The sequence below is a fragment of the Cohnella abietis genome (genome assembly GCF_004295585.1).
Classification (GTDB): Bacteria; Bacillota; Bacilli; order Paenibacillales; family Paenibacillaceae; genus Cohnella; species Cohnella abietis.
Genome location: NZ_AP019400.1, coordinates 1,069,463 through 1,087,336 on the forward strand (window position 1 = coordinate 1,069,463; position 17,874 = coordinate 1,087,336).

A 17,874-nucleotide genomic window follows, 5' to 3' on the forward strand; every position below is an offset into this window, starting at 1 on the left:
CAGCTCTCCTTAAACAGCCTTAATTAGAATCTTATTGCCCTACCAAGGATGTTGATTTCTCACGAATCATATTCGTACTGGAGAAGAGGAAGCCTCTTCCATTATATTCAATTGGTGAATAATATCAAAGGCGATGCTATCCGATGCGGCTTTCTTGCTTAGAGAATGCAAAGCTTGATGCATCATTATTTGTTGCAAAGAGTTACAAAACAGTTTGTTTATTTGGGTTAAAAGCTCAGAGGAATTATGGCAAATGATTGCGGCACCTTTGTTCTCTAAATATCGGGCATTATTGCGCTCTTGTCCTGGTACAGGTCGATAGAGAAACATTGGCAGCTCCGCCCTGATTGCCTCTGATAAGGTTAAACCTCCAGGTTTTGTTACGATGCAAGAGGAAATACTCATAAGCTCATCGATTTGTTCAATATATCCATAAACAGTTATGTCATCATTTTCACTGCATTTATTCTTTAAAGAGTTTTCCAGCGCCCGATTCCTACCGCATACGATGACGACCTGGACATTCGATAGCTTTACCAGCTTAAGGCACCACTCGTCTATATCAGCCATTGTTCCACTAGCACCTGCCATAACGAGCACAATAGGCTTATGGGAACTTAAACCATACTTAGGTGTAGCGAATCTGGTTGTTTTGTCCGGTGATAATGAAAAGCGCAGCGGAATACCGGTAGCGGCAATGCGGCTTGAATCGATCCCTAGGCTGTGCAGCTCCTTGCTCAGATCCTCCGTTGCGACATAATATTTGTCCACATCAGGATGAATCCAACGGCTATGCAAATCGAAATCGGTAATAACATTAAACATCGGAATTTTTCGACCTATTTTCGAAGAGACAGAAGGAAGAACGAGCAGAGGAAACGTATGGATAACGGCGTCCGGCTTTTCCTGCATAATTAGCTTTTGCAATGTCATGGCTCCGAATGAGTGCAACCAATTGGTAAATAAGGAATTGGTTTTCATCTCCTTCGTCGCTTCGTAAACCCACCCGTAAACTTGGGGGAACATGTGATAGCTACTTTTATATACGAAACGGCTAACTTCATTCAGCAGTGGGTGTGACTCGGCAAGCAGGTCAATTAGTTTAACTTCACAATTACCTTGAGTAACGAAGCTATGCTTCAGCGCAACTGCAGCTTGCCAATGGCCCTCGCCGAATCTTGCGTAAACGATTAACACTTTCCTCTGTCCTGTCATAGTTACACCCCTCAGTTGCAGTCGTTTCTAAGATGGAAGCCTCTGGATAGAAACCCCTATCTTTAATATGGCTTAAATTTGTTAACTCTACATAAAAAAAGAAATAAATTGTGACGCAATTGTTATCCATAAGGATAAAAAAAGATGACTCCTGAGGAATTCAGGAATCATCTTATAACTGCTAATATTGTTTGAATTCGTTCCACGTAAAGGCTTAGATGAGCAAATTGAACAATAAAGGATCTTTATTCAACTCTATGAATTGAAATCCTTTGTTATTCATTTTCACCACTAGGCTTTCATAGTCCTCTGGACTCTTAAGCTCGATGCCGACGAGTGCTGGACCATTTTCTTTGTTATGCTTCTTAGTGTATTCGAATTGGACAATATCATCGTTAGGTCCTAATATATCATCAAGAAATTCTCTTAGGGCTCCAGAACGTTGAGGAAAGTTGATCATAAAATAATGCTTTAATCCTTCATAAATAAGGGAGCGTTCCTTAATTTCCTGCATCCGGTCGATGTCGTTGTTCCCACCGCTGATGATACAGACAACATTTTTCCCGCGTATGTCATTAGGATCCAACGCAGAGAGGGCAGCAACGGTTAGTGCACCCGCAGGCTCGGCGACGATGGCATGCTCATTGTACAGCTCCAATATCGTCGTGCAAACACGCCCTTCCGGAACGATAATGATATCATCCAGCAGGTCGCGGCAAAGCTCGTAAGTGAGCTCTCCTACTCTTTTGACTGCAGCGCCATCTACAAACTTATCAATTTCAGGTAAAGTGATGACTTGCTTAGCTTCCAATGCTTGCTTCATAGCAGGAGCGCCTTCTGGCTCAACTCCAATAATCTGGGTTGAGGGGCTGATCGCTTTAATATAAGTGGATACGCCTGCTGCTAATCCTCCACCGCCAATCGTGACGAGAAGCATATCAATAGCGGGTTCGCCACCTTCAATAATTTCTTTACCTACAGTTGCATTGCCGGCAACGATTCGAGCGTCATCAAAAGGATGGACGAACGGTAAGCCCTCCTCCTTACTGACTCGGACCGCCTCCGCATAAGCATCATCGAAGGTATCGCCGATTAATCGGATGTCGACTCTATCTCCACCGAACAGTCTTACTTGATTTATTTTTTGACGTGGTGTTGTTGCTGGCATATAAATGATTCCGGGGATGTCCAGCTTATGACAGGAAAATGCTACTCCTTGGGCATGGTTGCCTGCGCTGGCGCAGATGACTCCTTGACTACGTTCTTCCTCAGAGAGAGAGGCAATGAGGTTATAGGCACCGCGGATTTTGAAGGAGCGTACGACCTGTAAATCTTCTCGTTTCAAATAAACATTGCAGTCGAATTTGGCAGATAAGGCTTTATTGTGCTGCAGTGGAGTAGCGGTCACAACCTCCTGTAATACACGGTGAGCGGCCAGTATATCGGCAAGTGATACGAGCTCATTAGATGGTAAGCCAGACATATGAAAGCATCCTTTCTGGGGTAATATTTAATGGGATGTAAGTTTAAGTACATAAAAGGTGCGAATTGAAAAAGTGTGAACTAAAAAAACCGCCCCTATATAAGGGACGGATTGATATCCGTGGTACCACCCTAGTTCCTGGCGTTACAGTATGTATGCAACGTTAGGCGCTTGTGTGTCGTATAGTGTGTATACGACGTCCCATAACGGGGGAAACCGTCTGCGCTTATTCTTATTTCGGCGCCGCTTCTCGGGGAGGATATTGACCTAATCTTCAACCATCGGTTTTCAGCAAATCACCGACTCTCTGGAGATCGAAGGAATTCAGGTAATGTGGTCCCGTCAAGGAATGTACCTCCTGTTATACGCCTCCCAGCGAGGGAAGTCAATTGTTTGTTTTTATCTTTTTAAGCTTTTTTCAAAGGAGATTGTGTATGAAGAAATTATTTATTAGCTTATTTATACTTGTGTTTCTAGTCGTTATCGCGGGAGTCGGCGCCCTGTATTATATAAAACCCGATAGAGATATGGATTTATATTACCAGAATGTTCCTCTAAATAAGCGTGCTCTTGATATGGTTAAGCACCTGTCTCCGGAGCTTATTCTGACTGAAGCTGACATTATCAATCTGGCGAAAAAATCGATAGCGGACAACCCTCAGGTCGAGAAGGATGTACTGGTTACTGGTGCGAGCTTCACTTTAGATAGGGAGTTTCTGATTTCCGACTTAAATATCATTTGGAAAAATCGTGTTTCTGCAGGCATACAGGTCACCTACCGTCTTCACTGGGAAAGCCCGAACGTAATCGCAACGGCAGAAAAGGCCACTATGAAGGGAATAACGCTGCCTACTTCGATGTTCTCGGAAAGAATCATTCCAATCGGAAATGAGCTTCCCAAAATACTGAAAATTAAGGAGCTCGTTTGGGGCGATGGAGAGGTAAAGGTGCTGTTCAAAAAGCCGACATTTAAGGATTTGCAGGAGCTTATTGGTTAATGTGTTCTGAATAAGTAGCTGGAGGCTATAATGTATATCCTCTTGAAGTTAAGGAGATATTGTTCTGGCGTCCAGCCGTTTAATGAAGCGTCTGTCCTCAGGGTGGGGGGATGAATATCATGGAGAGACGGTTATTGTACTGGAGGAGGAAGTGGACAAGAAGAGGTATAAAACCTTAAAATTACCTAAAAAATGGATTTTGAGAATTGAAGGTGGGGAATATCTTCGTTATAATATAATCATCTGCGGAAAAACCACCTTTCTTATCTAAAAATTAAGGAAAGCGTTTACAATATTGCGTGGAATACGAAAAAATGGGGGGTGAATATTTTGAAGGATAGCGAACAAGTAAATAAAGATAGGGGGGATCGCTTTAAGTTTGAGAGGAGCAAGCTGCCTCGCAATGCTAAGGCAATTTGGGGGATAACTGCTACAGTTGTTTCTCTGCTAGGAATTATCGTTGTGCCAATAAGCGTATCTGCTGCAGGATCATTGGAAACATCGGCATCTCAGGTCAAGGTGGGAACCCTTCCACTTCTTGCTGCGCTTGGAGTTGGTATTGCTGTTGCCGTTGCTGCAGTAATCGCCTTTCTGCAGATGGCAGCCAGAGGCAAGGAGCTTAATGATTTATCAACTCATACAAATGAGGGGATTGAAGGCATTGAGGTGAGAGATGCTGAAGATCATGGTTCAGTAAATGATTCTGTCGATCCTGTCTGGGAAGATGAGGATGCAACAGATGATTCGGAGTATGAACATAACCCGTTGACAGACTATACGATTCCAACTACCCAGCTACTTGCGTATCCTGATCAAGCGGAGCTTGCGGACGATGGTGAGCCGAGGGTGTATGGAGTAGAGGGAGAGCATGCGGGTAATGGTTACCGTGTCTTAAACCGTCGGTTAACGTTTGGTCGAGATCCTAGGCAATGTGTCATTCTTTTTCCTTATGAGGCAGGTGAAATAAGCCGCCTTCACTGCACGCTAAGATATATGGAGGAGAGCAGGCTGTTTACGCTGGAGGATCATGGTTCTTCCAACGGTACTTTTCTTTCGAATGGAGAACGGATTCAGCCTGGAAAAAGGGTTGAGCTTCGTGCTGGAGATCGATTTTCTTTATCAGGTAATGATCATGTCTTCGAGGTTTTAGATGCGGTGAATTCATAACATAAACTTTACTTTCGTGGTAACAAGAGCCTAATGTTTTTTACTTTATCCCCCAGCCGAATAATGGTATAATGAACAAATGCAGGAACGTAATCCTTTATGGCAAGTAGCGGTGGAACAATCGAAACTTGAAGGAAGAACCCGATTTGGTTCTCCGGGTGGCGAATATCGCCTCCGTTCCGGGATTTGCGCCGGGTCGGAATCCATTCCACTGGGAGGGAATTGCATGGCCAAACGTAGCCACAATGAAGTTCAAGAAAGTTTGCGAGAACTGACTAGAATTTTCCGCCCCAAGGATCCGCGCAAGTTTGTTAAAGATTATATTCGTAAATACAGAATTACCGGTGGATATGAAGATGAGCTAACCATGCTCGTTGAACGCGAGCTTACTAAATTAAATTCTCCTGCTTCTTAATGCTGCGGAGAGAGAACCGACATGGAACAAAGGGGTTATCCAGTTCCTTGTCGGTTTTTTTTGGTAATTCAGCTTGTATAAGTTTCACTCTTATTCATATTTGAATAAACTCCGACATCAACATTATTTCGCTACCCACAAGACAGCGAAAACTGTTTATGTCATTTGGTGAACCTTGCACCAAGCATATCGCATCCAATTTGCATCTCACATACCGAGTCCTATCTCGCCCCCCGAATACCATCTAGCTTACATTACCCACTGCATCTCGCTTACCAAGTAACACTTCTCCTACAGTATCCCACTGGATCTGGCTTACTAAGTAACACCTCTTTACAGTATCCCACTGCATCTGGCTTACTAAGTAACACCTCTTTTACAGTATCCCAATGCATCTTGCTTACCGATTACCTTCTAAGCCTGCCGTATCTCACCGCATTCACATAATGAGTACACTCCGCCTGTAAGCATCCCACTGCAACTGGCATACTGATTACCTCCTAGCCTAACGTATCTCACTGCATTCACATAACGAGTACATTCGCCTGTAAGATCCCACTGCATCTGCATACCAAGTACCACCTAACCTACTGCAATCCAGCGCATCCACTATCGAGTACACTCTGCCTACAGTGTCCTGCATTGAAGATACTATGTGTAATTAGTTAACGAACTGTATTGAGCTTATTAGCCATTAAATGACTCCTTTTTTTGTCTAACGAACTGCTGTGGCGTTATTGAGTGATATATGGGAGGAACGAAGCTATTTTGCTGGATATAAGATGTCTGGAATTCGTTACAATATAAAACCACTAGATTTTGAGCAAATAAGAGCTGCTGGATTCGTTAGCCAGATGTTCCTGTTTCGTATGAAGGCCAGCATGTACATCCCCCGGTGCTCCATAAACTTATCTACAACGCGCACAGTATTGCATTTACCCTCCGTTGAATATAAATAGGAAGTAATAGGAGGTGGGATATTGTCGGCTAAAGGTGGACGCGGAATACCCATTCGTACGCATGATGAGCTTATCCAGATGGCAAAGGCGGGAAAGGTTGCAGCACAGCTTAGACGTGAACTGGGGAAGCGGGTAAGACCCGGCATATCTACTCTAGAGCTTAACGATTTTGCGGAACAATATATGCTCATGCATGGTGCTCAAGCCGCTCAGAAGGGCTTTCACGGCTATCCCTATGCCATATGTGCAGCGGTTAATGAATGTGTGTGCCATGGGATGCCGAATGAGCGGTTACTGCGCGACGGGGATCTTGTAACTTTGGATTTCGTTGTGGAACTGAATGGATGGATGGCAGATACAGCATGGACCTATGGTGTAGGCAACTTAACTGTAGACGCGGTGCGATTGCGCAAAGCTGCGTATCGAGCAATGGTAAATGGGATCGCTCAAGCGAGGTCTGGTAACACCATTGGTGATATAGCAGCCTCGGTAGTTGAGGTGGCCCAGGACGGTGCCTACGGAATTGTGAGTCAGTTTGGAGGGCATGGAATAGGGAGGACTATTCACGAGCAACCAGAGGTTTCTTTTGTTGGGAATGCTGGAACGGGGCGCAAACTGAAAGAGGGAATGGTCATTACAATTGAGCCTATACTCACAATTGGTTCTCCAGAAGTGTATATTGCGGAGGATGGCTGGACTGCTTTGACCGTGGAGGGCGGACTTGCCGCCCAATTCGAGCATACGGTCGCTATAACAGCGGCAGGACCAATCATTTTGACTAAATAAATAAAGCCTTATGCAGAGACCGAGTCGTGACCCGTGACTCTTCGGATTAGCGACCCGGCTGCTGCTTTTTGTTCAAGTACAAAGGCACTGGAATTGTGTTTCCCATCCCAAAGGTATATTTCACCAGTGTGTTGAATTCAGCGGTTAAAGGCGAGAGAGGCTTCTTAAGCCAAGCGACTTTGGCGAATTCAAGTGATTGATTGACATATTCCCGGTTAGCTGAGATGTGAACCTCTTGAGCGCGCTTAAATGAGCTTCGAACCGTATCCCCAATGACCTGCCTAAGCTCAGTGGATAAATCAGTATAGTCCTTATGAGAAAAATAGGAGTTATAAGGAGTTGACGCTTGACGGTTATCCCATTTTGAACTGCCAGTGCTTACGTTGTATACTCCTTCGGTCGTACCCGAATTGTCTTGCTCATGAGTTCTCGGACCACCTCGGGCTTCCGTTCCTGTAGCTGACCAGTCCGTCAGGATGGATACATAGGCATTCTTATCAGTTAAAAAAACAATTGCCGTATTAATACCAGGCAGAGCGGCAACCTTACTCGAAATAGCGGAGCTGTATTCAAAATAACGATTATCGTGCTGCTTGGGATTGTTAGTTAGTGAGCCGTAGGAGCGGACATGCATCATTTTCGGATCATTGGCGGCTCTGCTTGCATAATCATTGGAGCTTTTCTGAAAGTAGGATTTGTAATTGCATCCCATCTGGAGACTGAGTAATAAAGAAATCCCAATAAAGGCACATGAACGTATTACTGACATCGGACAACCTCCTCTAAACAATTAGTCATAAATGTAGGATTAACTGTCGATAGAAAAGTATGCACGAAGATAGCAGGAAGAGCCGCACATAATACCCGGAGTTATTGGTAAAAAGAAGGGGAGGGAATAAAAGACACAAAAGTTGAGACTATAAATGGATGATATGCCCATGGATCAGAGCAGCAAGGTTGTACAAGATCTCTTGAAATGCATGAAATCCTTACAGCGGCGGCGTTTTTGACAGTTATGAGAACAATTTGTGAACTGTTCTGTGAACATTGACAAACTGACAGATCAATCTTTATATTTATTAGAGTGTTTAAAGAGCGTTTGTTGTTTGGTTCAACATCCGTGTAATGTAGAGCTCTTTGTCATACAGGACAAGGAATTTCTATGAAAACGTCAAATTGGGGTTGATAAGATGAATCGGTGGCACGTAATGAAGCGGCTTCTTCCGCTGCTGACAGGTTTGGTGCTGCTTTTGTCGGCATGTGGAAGAGAAGACCTCTCGACTCTGAATCCGCAAGGACCAGTAGCTGAGAAACAATTAGATTTAATGAAACTTTCTATTGGTATCATGGCATTGGTCGTTGTTGTTGTTTTTGCTATCTGTATTTATGTTTTGATTCGCTTTCGCCGTCGCGCAGGTGACAAGACAATACCGAAGCAAGTCGAAGGAAACCACACGCTCGAAATCATTTGGACGGTTATTCCTCTTGTTCTGCTAGTTATTCTTGGTGTGCCAACGATCAATGATGTGTTTGGCTTGGCCAAAGATTACAGTAAAGACAAGAATGCTGTGCAAGTGAAAGTAACGGCACATCAGTATTGGTGGGAATTTGAGTATACGGATCTTGGAATTACAACAGCTCAGGAATTAATTGTTCCTACGGACAAAGTCATTTCTTTCGAGCTGGTATCAGCGGATGTTAAGCATTCCTTCTGGATACCATCTATCGGCGGAAAAATGGACACAAACCCTGGCGTAACAAACAGAATGTTTCTAGAGTTTCCTAAGGAAGGCGTTTTCCGGGGCAAGTGCGCGGAATTATGCGGAACCTCACATGCTCTAATGGACTTCAAAGCCAAAGCAGTTAGTCCAGAATCCTTTGCTCGTTGGGTTTCTGCAATGAAGGCTCCAGCGGTTATGCCAGCAGACGCTGAAATAGCGGAGAAATTCACTTCACAATGCTTAAGCTGTCATGCTGTCGGCGAGAATGGCGGTAGCGGTGCACCTAACCTAACGGGTATAGGCGGACGCCAAACAGTAGGCGGTATTCTTTATAACGATGAAGCTACTGCCGAGCAAAATCTTCATGACTGGATCACCGATCCTCAGAAATATAAGGTTGGTGCGGCGATGCCTAAGGCTTTAGACAATAGCTTAACTCCTGAAGAGGTAGCAAGCATTTCGAAGTACTTGGCTGAATATAAGCTGGACTATTAATCAAGCAGGAATTTAAGGAGGTACGTGGCCTTGGCAGCACATGGACACACAGTCAAGCGATATAGCGGCTTGATGGATTGGCTAACGACCGTCGATCATAAGAAGATCGGGATTCTGTATTTGATCGCAGGGCTGTTCTTCTTCCTTATCGGCGGTTTGGAAGCGATTCTAATTCGGGTTCAGCTCATGAAACCGATGAATGACGTCGTTTCCAGTGACACATTTAATGAATTAATAACGATGCACGGTACGACGATGATATTCTTGGCTGCTATGCCACTCTTGTTTGCCCTCATGAATGCGGTTATTCCGCTTCAGATCGGTGCACGTGACGTAGCGTTCCCTTTCTTGAACTCCCTTGGGTTCTGGACTTTCTTCTTCGGAGGATTGCTGTTAAACCTTAGCTGGTTTGCAGGGACTGTGCCAGATGCGGGTTGGACCTCCTATGTTCCGCTAGCAGGACCGAACTATAGCTCGGGTCACGGGGTCGATTATTACGTTATCGGTCTCCAAATTGCGGGTATTGGAACATTGCTCGGTGGTATTAACTTTATGGCGACAATTATTAATATGCGTGCGCCAGGATTGTCCTTCATGAGACTGCCAATGTTTACTTGGGCAATCTTCATTACTTCAGCGTTGATCGTGTTCGCGTTCCCAGCACTGACTGTTGGTCTGGTCGCGCTCATGTTCGATAGGCTATTCCAAGCCAACTTCTTTGAAGTCGGAAATGGGGGTAGCGGAGTATTATGGGAGCATATTTTCTGGGTGTTTGGTCATCCAGAGGTATATATACTTATCGTACCGGCGTTCGGTATTATTTCTGAAGTCGTAAGTACATTCTCTCGTAAACGTCTTTTTGGATACAGCTCCATGGTATTCGCAACTGTGCTGATTGCCTTCCTTGGATTCATGGTTTGGGCGCATCACATGTTCACGACAGGGCTTGGGCCTGTTGCCAACGGACTGTTCTCCATCGCTACGATGCTAATCGCGGTTCCTACTGGGGTAAAGATCTTTAACTGGCTCTTTACTTTATGGGGCGGATCGATTAAATTCACAACTGCAAACTTGTTTGCAATTGGATTTATCCCGACATTCGTAATGGGTGGAGTAACTGGGGTTATGTTGGCTTCTGCTCCAGCAGATTACCAGTATCACGATACTTACTTTGTAGTTGCCCATTTCCACTACGTTATCGTGGGTGGTTTGATATTCGGTATTTTCGCAGGTATGCACTACTGGTGGCCAAAAATGTTCGGTCGTATGCTGAACGAAACCATTGGTAAAATTACGTTCTGGACATTCTTTATTGGTTTCCATTTGACGTTCTTCATCCAGCATTTCTTGGGTCTACTCGGAATGCCGCGCCGTGTTTACACTTATTTAGGCGGTCAGGGCTACGACGATATGAACCTTATTAGTACAATTGGCGCATTCTTCATGGGTATTGGTACAATTGCATTCTTGCTGAACATCTTCATTACTTGGGCTAAACCGCGTAACGCAGCAGCCGATGCTTGGGAAGATGGACGTTCGCTTGAGTGGACAATTCCTTCACCTCCGCCAGAGTACAACTTCAAACAAGTTCCGCTCGTTCGCGGTTATGATGCTTGGTGGAAGGAAAAGATGGAAGGTAAGACGGCAATGACACCATCCGAACCAGTTGGATCGATTCATATGCCATCTCCATCGATTTTGCCACTAATTATGAGTATTGGATTATTTATTGCAGGGTTCGGATTTATGTATGATCGCCTTATCATTGGTGGTATTGGTTTAGCAATCACTTTAGGCTGCATGGTTGTCCGTTCCTTAATTGATGATCACGGGTTCCATATCGAACCTGAAGATCAGGATGAGGGGGTGAAGGCATGAGCTCACACGACCATACAGACGGAAAATTGCCACACGAGCCGGAAAAGGCAACCCTAGAAGCACGTAATAAGATTTTGGGATTCTGGATATTCCTTGGTGCGGAAACGGTCCTATTCGGAACCTTGTTCGCGGCGTACTTAGCTTTGCGTCATAATATCGGAGACGGTCCTTCTTCTGAAGAGCTGTTCCAGCTTCCAATGGTATTCGCAGCTACCATGCTGCTCTTGACTTCAAGCTTAACGAGCGTATTCGCCGTTCAAGCGTTGCATCATCACAATAAGAAGTCCATGCTGGGCTGGCTAATTGTGACAATCGTTCTTGGTCTTGTCTTCCTTGGACTAGAAATTTATGAGTTCAGAGAATATCTTCACGAGGGACATGGATTTACGACTAGTGCATTTAGCTCTTCATTCTATACACTAGTTGGTTTTCATGGAGCTCACGTTGCCTTCGGTGTAGTATGGATTGCTCTTGTTATCGGTCAAGTATTGAAAAAGGGATTGACGGTCGTTACCGCTCCCAAAGTATACATTTCCGCTATCTACTGGCATTTCATCGACGTTGTTTGGGTATTCATCTTCACCGTTGTTTATTTGATGGGAAAGGTGGCTGTTTAATCTTATGTCGAGCGACCATAACCATACAGCTTCTGGAGAAGAAACAAAGCGTCATAAGGTCGAAGGACCAAAGAAACACATTGTTGGATTTGTCATGTCGCTTGCACTTACAATCATTGCTTTTGCAGCCGTTTCTGCGGGAGAAATCAATGCGACATTCACTTACATTATTCTAGTAGCTATGGCTGTTGTTCAAGTGTTCATTCAGATGGCTTTCTGGATGCATATGAAGGACCGCGGACATATGTTCCCGATTATTGGGATCTTTGCCGGAATATTCGTCGTCTTAACGATGGTAGTCATGGCATTGTACTGGGTTTGGTGGTAAGGGAAGCAACGGAATTAAAGGAATAAATTGCAGAGAGGCGGGCCAAAATCCGACCTCTCTTTTTTTCACAATTAGTGGGTTTAGGTTTACTTGAACTAGGAGGTTGACGACTTATGTGGGGATTGGAATATTTCTCTTTTCGTGACTTATGGAGTCCGGTGTTCATGATTTTCATGATGGCGATTATTGTTTTATATACGTTCGTTATCGGTCCATGGAGACATCGATTTGCAGGAAGCCAGCCCGTGTCTATCCTTCGTCAATTGGCTTTCGTTTTATCGATAGTGCTACTATATTTGACGCAGGGCGGTCCGCTTAGCTTATTAGGACACCTGATGTTTACGTTCCATATGACCAATATGGCGATAGCATATATTGTTGTCCCGCCAATGTTGATATACGCTATACCGGATTGGCTATGGAGAAGGCTTTTCGCAGCTTCATTCTGGCGTGCACGTATTTTTCAATTTTTCATGAATCCAATCGTTAGCCTATTATTGTTTACCTTATTATTTTCTTTCTACCACATGCCAGCCAATCATGATTGGATTATGACGCATATTACTGTTCACAAGCTTTATTATATTTTACTCCTGCTATCCTCGTTAATAATGTGGTGGCATGTCTATTGTCCAATTCCGGAATGGAAACGGATGTCCAATCTGCTTACGCTAGGTTATATCTTTATGGGTGGGCTATTGCTAACTCCAGCCTGCGCGATGATTATTTTCGCAACTACACCCTTGTTCGGGGTATATAACGATCCAGAGATTTGGGTCAAAGCGATGGGCTACTGTATGTCTGGTGACCCTGCCGTATTGCTTAGTCAATTCGAGGGACCTTCCTTCTTTAATATGTTAAGTACTGAAGATGATCAGCAGCTTGGTGGAATCGTAATGAAGCTGGTGCAGGAATTCGTTAACGCGGCTGCGCTCTATACCGTATTCATGCAATGGTATCGCAGGGAACGTGCGCAAGAGGTTGATCCTACCCTTGAGCCCGTAGCAGTTAGTCCATTGAACGACACGGACAGATATCGTTAATGACATCGGGTATACGAATAGTTATTAACAATGTGTGACGGTGTGCCTAAACGTTTGAACTGAAGCTAGTGTACAGGTACAATAGGAACAAAGAAAGCTAGCAGTTATGAAGATAGAGCGGGTGAATGTTACATGTCGTGGTATGATATTTTTCCACTTGTCAGCACGTCTTTCATTCTAATCAGTGGAATTTTAGTAGCCATTGGTTGGCGGTTGATTATTAAGGGTAAGCGAGAAGCGCATGAAAAGGTCATGGTTGGAGCGGCTATAGCGGCTTCCTGTTTCTTCATTATCTATGTGTCTCGGACGATCTTTATCGGCAATACGATGTTTAATGGGCCTGAAAGCCTGAAGAATGTGTATTTGGCTTTCTTATTGTTTCACATCGTACTAGCGACTGTTGCTGCCGTTTTCGGGATCACTACGCTTACATTGGCTTATCGTAAGAATTTCGCAAAGCACCGCAAGTGGGGCAGGACAACTGCAAAGATCTGGTTTGCTACAGTGATTACGGGTGTCACGGTATATGTATTGTTGTATCTGTGCTACCCAGGTGGTCATACGAAGCCGGTTATCAATGCGATATTCGGTTAAGTAAGTTGAAGAAAGCTCATTGGACATTAAGCGTCCATGGGCTTTTTTTTATGTTCCAGGAAGTCTTGTTGCTCGAAAATATCGTATATCGCCCACTAATCGTGCCCGATCCAGACCTCGTTGCGCGAAAATATAGTACATCGCTCACCGATCACGCCTCAATCAGACCCCGTTGCTCGAAAATTTCGTACATTACCCATCAATCGCACCTCGACCAGCCCACGTTACTCGAAATATTCGAACAACACCACTCAATCGCGTCTCATCCAGCCCACGTTACTCGAAATATTCGAACAACAGCACTCAATCGCGTCTACTCCGGACCACGTTGCTCGAAATATTCGAACAACAGCACTCAATCGCGGCTCCTTCAGACCACGTTGCTCGAAATATTCGAACATCACCCCTCAATCGCGCCTCCTCCAGACCCCATTGCTCGAAAACATCGTACATCGGCCACCGATCGCGCCTCATCTAGACCTCGTTACTCGAAATATTCGAACAACACCCCTCAATCGCGTCTCATCCAGACCTCGTTACTCGAAATATTCGAACAACAGCACTCAATCGTGACTCATCCAAACTCCCCCAAGAACAGCGAGCAACCGGACAGACCAAAGTCATGTTATGAGCACTTGCTTAATATAGATAGGATGAACAGTTAAACCGGGAGTTCAGTTATTGTCGGAGAGGGTGAGCAGCATGCTGCATATTGTCGCTTGTATTAAGCAGGTGCCGGACACGAAGATCATTAAGATGAACCCGAAAACAAATACAATGGATCGGTCCAGTGCACCAGCAATACTGAATCCGTACGATGCACACGCGGTGGAGGAAGCGGTTAGGCTAAGAGCGCGTTATGGCGGAATCGTATCTGTTCTTACGATGGGTCCTCCCCCGGCAGTAAAAGCCATTCGAAAATGCATCGAGATTGGTGCAGACGAAGGTTATATGATTACGGATCGCGCTTTTGCGGGAGCAGATACGCTAGCGACTAGCTATACGTTAACGAAAGCACTAGAAAAGATCGGGGAGATCACTCCAATCGACCTGATCGTATGCGGCAAAATGACAATAGACGGTGATACAGGTCAAGTCGGTCCGGGAATTGCACGAAGATTGGATATGCCACCACTAACCTCGGTTAATAAGGTTACAGAGCTGAACAAAGCGGAGGGCTATGCGATTGTTCATCGAAAGCTGGAGGATGGATATGAGGTTATTCGTTCGACGCTACCTTGCTTGATCTCGGTTGAAAAGGAAATTAACGAGGTTCCTTATTCCTCGCTTCCTAATATGCTGAGGGCTGCTCGTTATCAGCCACATATCTGGTCGGTGAGCGATCTGAAAGACATCGACAAAACACAGCTCGGACTTAAAGGTTCACCTACAATAGTTAGCTCGGTATGGGCACCGAAGAAGCCTCAAGGTGGTCAATTGCTAGAGGGTGAGCCAAATGAGCAAATTCGCCAGCTGCTTGCCGTCATGCTAGAGCATAAAGAGTTGTTCGGTGCTACAGCTGGAGGTGGAGTCTCTTGAATATGGAGGATTATCGCGGGGTTTGGGTTTTTATTGAGGAGAAGGACGGAATTGTAGCTCCTGTATCGCTTGAGTTGCTTGGTGCAGGTAAATGGTTAGCCGAAAAAAGAAAAACAGAGCTTGCCGGTGTATTAATCGGAGAAAATGTTCAGGAGCTAGCACAGACGGTAGTCGAATATGGAGCAGACAAGGTTTATGTATACGATGATCCGATATATCGTTTCTACCGCACGGAAAGCTATATGAAAGCGATGCTCGCTTGTGTGGAAAAGTATAAACCAGAAATTTTACTCTATGGAGCTACCTCTACGGGCAAGGATTTAGCGAGCGCAGTGGCAACGGATCTTCCAACAGGGCTCACGGCAGATACAACACAGCTCGATGTTGAGGAGGATACTGGCTTATTATTAGCGAGTCGACCGGCTTTTGGCGGCAACATTATGGCAACGATATTGTGTAAGAAATATCGTCCACAGATGGCGACTGTTCGACCGAAAGTTATGAAAGCGCTGTCTCGAAATAACGGAGCCACTGGGGAATTCATTCATGAGAGTATCCCCATTAAGGAAGAGGACATCCGCACGAAGGTACTGGAAATCGTCCAGACAACGACGCAGCGAATACGTATAGATGAAGCCGACATTATCGTAGCAGGAGGCAAAGGATTGGGTGGGCCCCTAGGCTTTCAGGTTATTCATCAATTGGCAAACACACTAGGAGCGGTGGTGGGAGCTAGTAGGGATGTAGTGGAGGCTGGCTGGATCGGTCATCATCATCAAGTGGGGCAGACAGGGGCTACCGTAACTCCTAAGATTTATTTTGCTATAGGTATATCGGGCGCCATTCAGCATATCGTGGGGATGCAGAACTCCGGACTTATTATCGCAATCAACAAGGATCCCGCTGCTGCCATTTTCCAAGCTGCACATTATGGAATCGTAGGCGACGCGCTAACTATCGTACCTATGATAACCGAAGCTTTCAAAATTGCTTTAGGAAGAGAGGGAGAGGTCGATGCCAGAAAAGTTTGATGCTATCGTCGTAGGTGCGGGACCAGCTGGAATAGCCTGTGCATACGAGCTCGCTAAAGCAGGGGTTAGCGTATTGCTAATTGAAAGGGGAGAATATCCCGGATCTAAGAATGTAATGGGAGGTGTACTCTATCGCAAAATGATGGAGGAAATCGTGCCAGATTTCCATAAGGAGGCACCGCTTGAGCGCCCGATTGTGGAGCAAAGGTTTATGATGATGGATAAGGCATCAGCGATTACTTTCTGTTACAAAGGGATGGAGTGGGCAGAGGAGCCTTTTAACAATTTTACGGTGCTTCGAGCGAAATTTGATCAATGGTTTGCCTCCAAAGCGGTTGAAAAAGGGGCCTTACTCGTAAACGAGACGGTCGTATTGGAATGCATAGTGGAGGATGGGAAGGTTGTTGGGGTAAGAACGGATCGCCCAGATGGAGAGCTCCGAGCAGATGTTGTTGTGCTAGCAGATGGAGTTAATTCGTTGTTAGCCAAATCTCTCGGATTCCATAAGGAGTTCAGACCTGACGAGGTGGCACTAGCCACGATGGAGGTTCTGAAGCTAGATAAGAAAATTATTGAGGATCGTTTTAATCTGGAGGAAGGCCAAGGCTGTACGATCGAGCTGTTCGGAGATGCAACGAAGGGCATTCTTGGTACCGGGTTTCTGTATACCAATAAAGATACGCTAAGTATTGGTGTTGGAACGTTACTTTCCGGGCTGATTAAGCATAAGATAAAGCCTTACGAGCTAATGGAGTATGTCAAAACACATCCGATGATCCGTCCCTACATTCAAGGTGCTGAACCCCAAGAGTATCTTGCTCATCTTATACCGGAAGGGGGCTATCATTCTATACCGAAGGTAGTCGGCGCGGGAGTGTTAGTTGTCGGAGATGCGGCGCAGCTCGTAAATGCCATTCATCGCGAGGGCTCCAACATGGCGATGACCTCAGGCCGATTGGCTGCGGAGACAATTGTAGCTGCACGGGAGCGAGAGGATTTCTCCGAATCATCGCTAGATGAGTATCGTCAGCGGCTTATGGGCAGCTTTGTCGGCAAGGATATGAAGAAATACAAGGATGCTACTCATCATTTTGACAAATTCCCGCAATACTTCGACCAATACATTCCGATGATGAACAAGGCTGCCAGCCAGATGCTTACAGTAGATGGAGCTTCCAAACGGGAGAAGCAGAAGAAAATATGGCGGGATATTGGTCCAGTAAAGCAGAAATTCAAGATTGCCCGTGATCTGTTTCGGGCATGGAAGGTGATGAAGTAAATGAGTGAGCCGCAGCCAGCCTCTGACCCAAAGGCTAGCATTGAGGAAAAACAATATTTGCTTCGTTTTAACGCGGATACGCAATCTCACCTGCATGTGATGGACGCGGATGTTTGTATGACCAGCTGTCCGGACAAAATATGCACAATATTTTGCCCGGCTGAGGTGTACAAATGGGAGGAAATCCGCATGCATGTCGGTTATGAGGGCTGTCATGAATGCGGGAGCTGCCGGATTGGATGTCCACATCAAAATATTAAGTGGGTGTATCCAAAGGGTGGGCATGGTATCGTCTTTCGACTCGGGTGACAGGGGTGGGACGCAGG

General features: G+C 45.2%; 18 protein-coding genes and 1 other annotated feature. Of the genes, 15 read left to right on the top strand and 3 right to left on the bottom strand.

The features are described from left to right. Window positions 1–66 precede the first annotated feature (66 nt). Window positions 67–1,215 (bottom strand): MGDG synthase family glycosyltransferase, encoded by a 1,149-nt coding sequence (locus tag KCTCHS21_RS04390; RefSeq protein ID WP_130605324.1) that lies wholly within the window; start codon window positions 1,213–1,215, stop codon window positions 67–69. A gap of 214 nt (window positions 1,216–1,429) precedes the next feature. After that, entirely contained in the window at window positions 1,430–2,698 is a 1,269-nt protein-coding gene (gene ilvA, locus KCTCHS21_RS04395) for a threonine ammonia-lyase IlvA (protein ID WP_130605325.1), read from the bottom strand. 99 nt (window positions 2,699–2,797) lie between these two features. Then, window positions 2,798–3,053, bottom strand: a binding site (T-box leader). Window positions 3,054–3,132: 79 nt separating this feature from the next. Here ilvA and KCTCHS21_RS04400 point away from each other — a divergent pair. The 5 genes from KCTCHS21_RS04400 to map all read left to right on the top strand — a co-directional run bounded on the left by KCTCHS21_RS04400 (window position 3,133) and on the right by map (window position 7,023). Then, complete coding sequence (locus KCTCHS21_RS04400; protein WP_130605327.1) at window positions 3,133–3,696, top strand: hypothetical protein; 564 nt, start codon at window positions 3,133–3,135, stop codon at window positions 3,694–3,696. Between the two features lie 82 nt (window positions 3,697–3,778). Beyond that, window positions 3,779–3,967 (top strand): hypothetical protein, encoded by a 189-nt coding sequence (locus KCTCHS21_RS31060; protein WP_130605329.1) that lies wholly within the window; start codon window positions 3,779–3,781, stop codon window positions 3,965–3,967. Between the two features lie 59 nt (window positions 3,968–4,026). Continuing rightward, window positions 4,027–4,863 (top strand): FHA domain-containing protein, encoded by an 837-nt coding sequence (locus KCTCHS21_RS04410; RefSeq protein ID WP_130605331.1) that lies wholly within the window; start codon window positions 4,027–4,029, stop codon window positions 4,861–4,863. Between the two features lie 226 nt (window positions 4,864–5,089). Next, window positions 5,090–5,278 carry a hypothetical protein gene (locus KCTCHS21_RS04415; protein ID WP_130605333.1) on the top strand — a complete coding sequence of 63 codons (189 nt, stop codon included), beginning with the start codon at window positions 5,090–5,092 and terminating at the stop codon, window positions 5,276–5,278. Window positions 5,279–6,258: 980 nt separating this feature from the next. Continuing rightward, complete coding sequence (gene map, locus KCTCHS21_RS04420) at window positions 6,259–7,023, top strand: type I methionyl aminopeptidase (protein WP_269472744.1); 765 nt, start codon at window positions 6,259–6,261, stop codon at window positions 7,021–7,023. A gap of 46 nt (window positions 7,024–7,069) precedes the next feature. Here map and KCTCHS21_RS04425 read toward each other — a convergent pair whose 3' ends face one another. Further along, entirely contained in the window at window positions 7,070–7,792 is a 723-nt protein-coding gene (locus KCTCHS21_RS04425; RefSeq protein ID WP_232058070.1) for a YhcN/YlaJ family sporulation lipoprotein, read from the bottom strand. A gap of 421 nt (window positions 7,793–8,213) precedes the next feature. Between KCTCHS21_RS04425 and coxB the strand changes: the two genes are divergently transcribed. The 10 genes from coxB to KCTCHS21_RS04475 all read left to right on the top strand — a co-directional run bounded on the left by coxB (window position 8,214) and on the right by KCTCHS21_RS04475 (window position 17,857). Next, window positions 8,214–9,239, top strand: a complete 1,026-nt coding sequence (coxB, locus tag KCTCHS21_RS04430) for a cytochrome c oxidase subunit II (RefSeq protein WP_232058071.1) — start codon at window positions 8,214–8,216, stop codon at window positions 9,237–9,239. A 72-nt stretch (window positions 9,240–9,311) separates the two neighbouring features. Continuing rightward, window positions 9,312–11,117, top strand: a complete 1,806-nt coding sequence (gene ctaD, locus KCTCHS21_RS04435) for a cytochrome c oxidase subunit I (RefSeq protein ID WP_130616347.1) — start codon at window positions 9,312–9,314, stop codon at window positions 11,115–11,117. Next, window positions 11,114–11,734 carry a cytochrome (ubi)quinol oxidase subunit III gene (locus tag KCTCHS21_RS04440; RefSeq protein ID WP_130605335.1) on the top strand — a complete coding sequence of 207 codons (621 nt, stop codon included), beginning with the start codon at window positions 11,114–11,116 and terminating at the stop codon, window positions 11,732–11,734. Before ctaD ends, KCTCHS21_RS04440 begins: the two co-directional genes overlap by 4 nt. Window positions 11,735–11,738: 4 nt before the next feature. Further along, window positions 11,739–12,062 carry a cytochrome C oxidase subunit IV family protein gene (locus KCTCHS21_RS04445; RefSeq protein ID WP_130605336.1) on the top strand — a complete coding sequence of 108 codons (324 nt, stop codon included), beginning with the start codon at window positions 11,739–11,741 and terminating at the stop codon, window positions 12,060–12,062. A 113-nt stretch (window positions 12,063–12,175) separates the two neighbouring features. Next, window positions 12,176–13,105: a cytochrome c oxidase assembly factor CtaG gene (ctaG, locus tag KCTCHS21_RS04450; protein WP_130605338.1), complete on the top strand. Its 930-nt coding sequence runs from the start codon at window positions 12,176–12,178 to the stop codon at window positions 13,103–13,105. A 132-nt stretch (window positions 13,106–13,237) separates the two neighbouring features. Beyond that, a complete protein-coding gene (locus KCTCHS21_RS04455; protein ID WP_130605340.1) occupies window positions 13,238–13,699 on the top strand; it encodes a DUF420 domain-containing protein in 462 nt (153 codons plus the stop codon). A gap of 702 nt (window positions 13,700–14,401) precedes the next feature. Further along, window positions 14,402–15,238, top strand: a complete 837-nt coding sequence (locus KCTCHS21_RS04460) for an electron transfer flavoprotein subunit beta/FixA family protein (protein ID WP_130616348.1) — start codon at window positions 14,402–14,404, stop codon at window positions 15,236–15,238. Beyond that, complete coding sequence (locus tag KCTCHS21_RS04465) at window positions 15,235–16,269, top strand: electron transfer flavoprotein subunit alpha/FixB family protein (protein ID WP_130605342.1); 1,035 nt, start codon at window positions 15,235–15,237, stop codon at window positions 16,267–16,269. The genes KCTCHS21_RS04460 and KCTCHS21_RS04465 overlap by 4 nt, the downstream gene beginning before the upstream one ends. Next, the gene (locus KCTCHS21_RS04470; protein WP_130605344.1) at window positions 16,253–17,548 is read left to right on the top strand and encodes an FAD-dependent oxidoreductase; all 1,296 of its coding nucleotides are present in this window, start codon (window positions 16,253–16,255) and stop codon (window positions 17,546–17,548) included. Before KCTCHS21_RS04465 ends, KCTCHS21_RS04470 begins: the two co-directional genes overlap by 17 nt. Further along, a complete protein-coding gene (locus KCTCHS21_RS04475) occupies window positions 17,549–17,857 on the top strand; it encodes a ferredoxin family protein (protein ID WP_130605346.1) in 309 nt (102 codons plus the stop codon). Window positions 17,858–17,874: the final 17 nt, after the last annotated feature.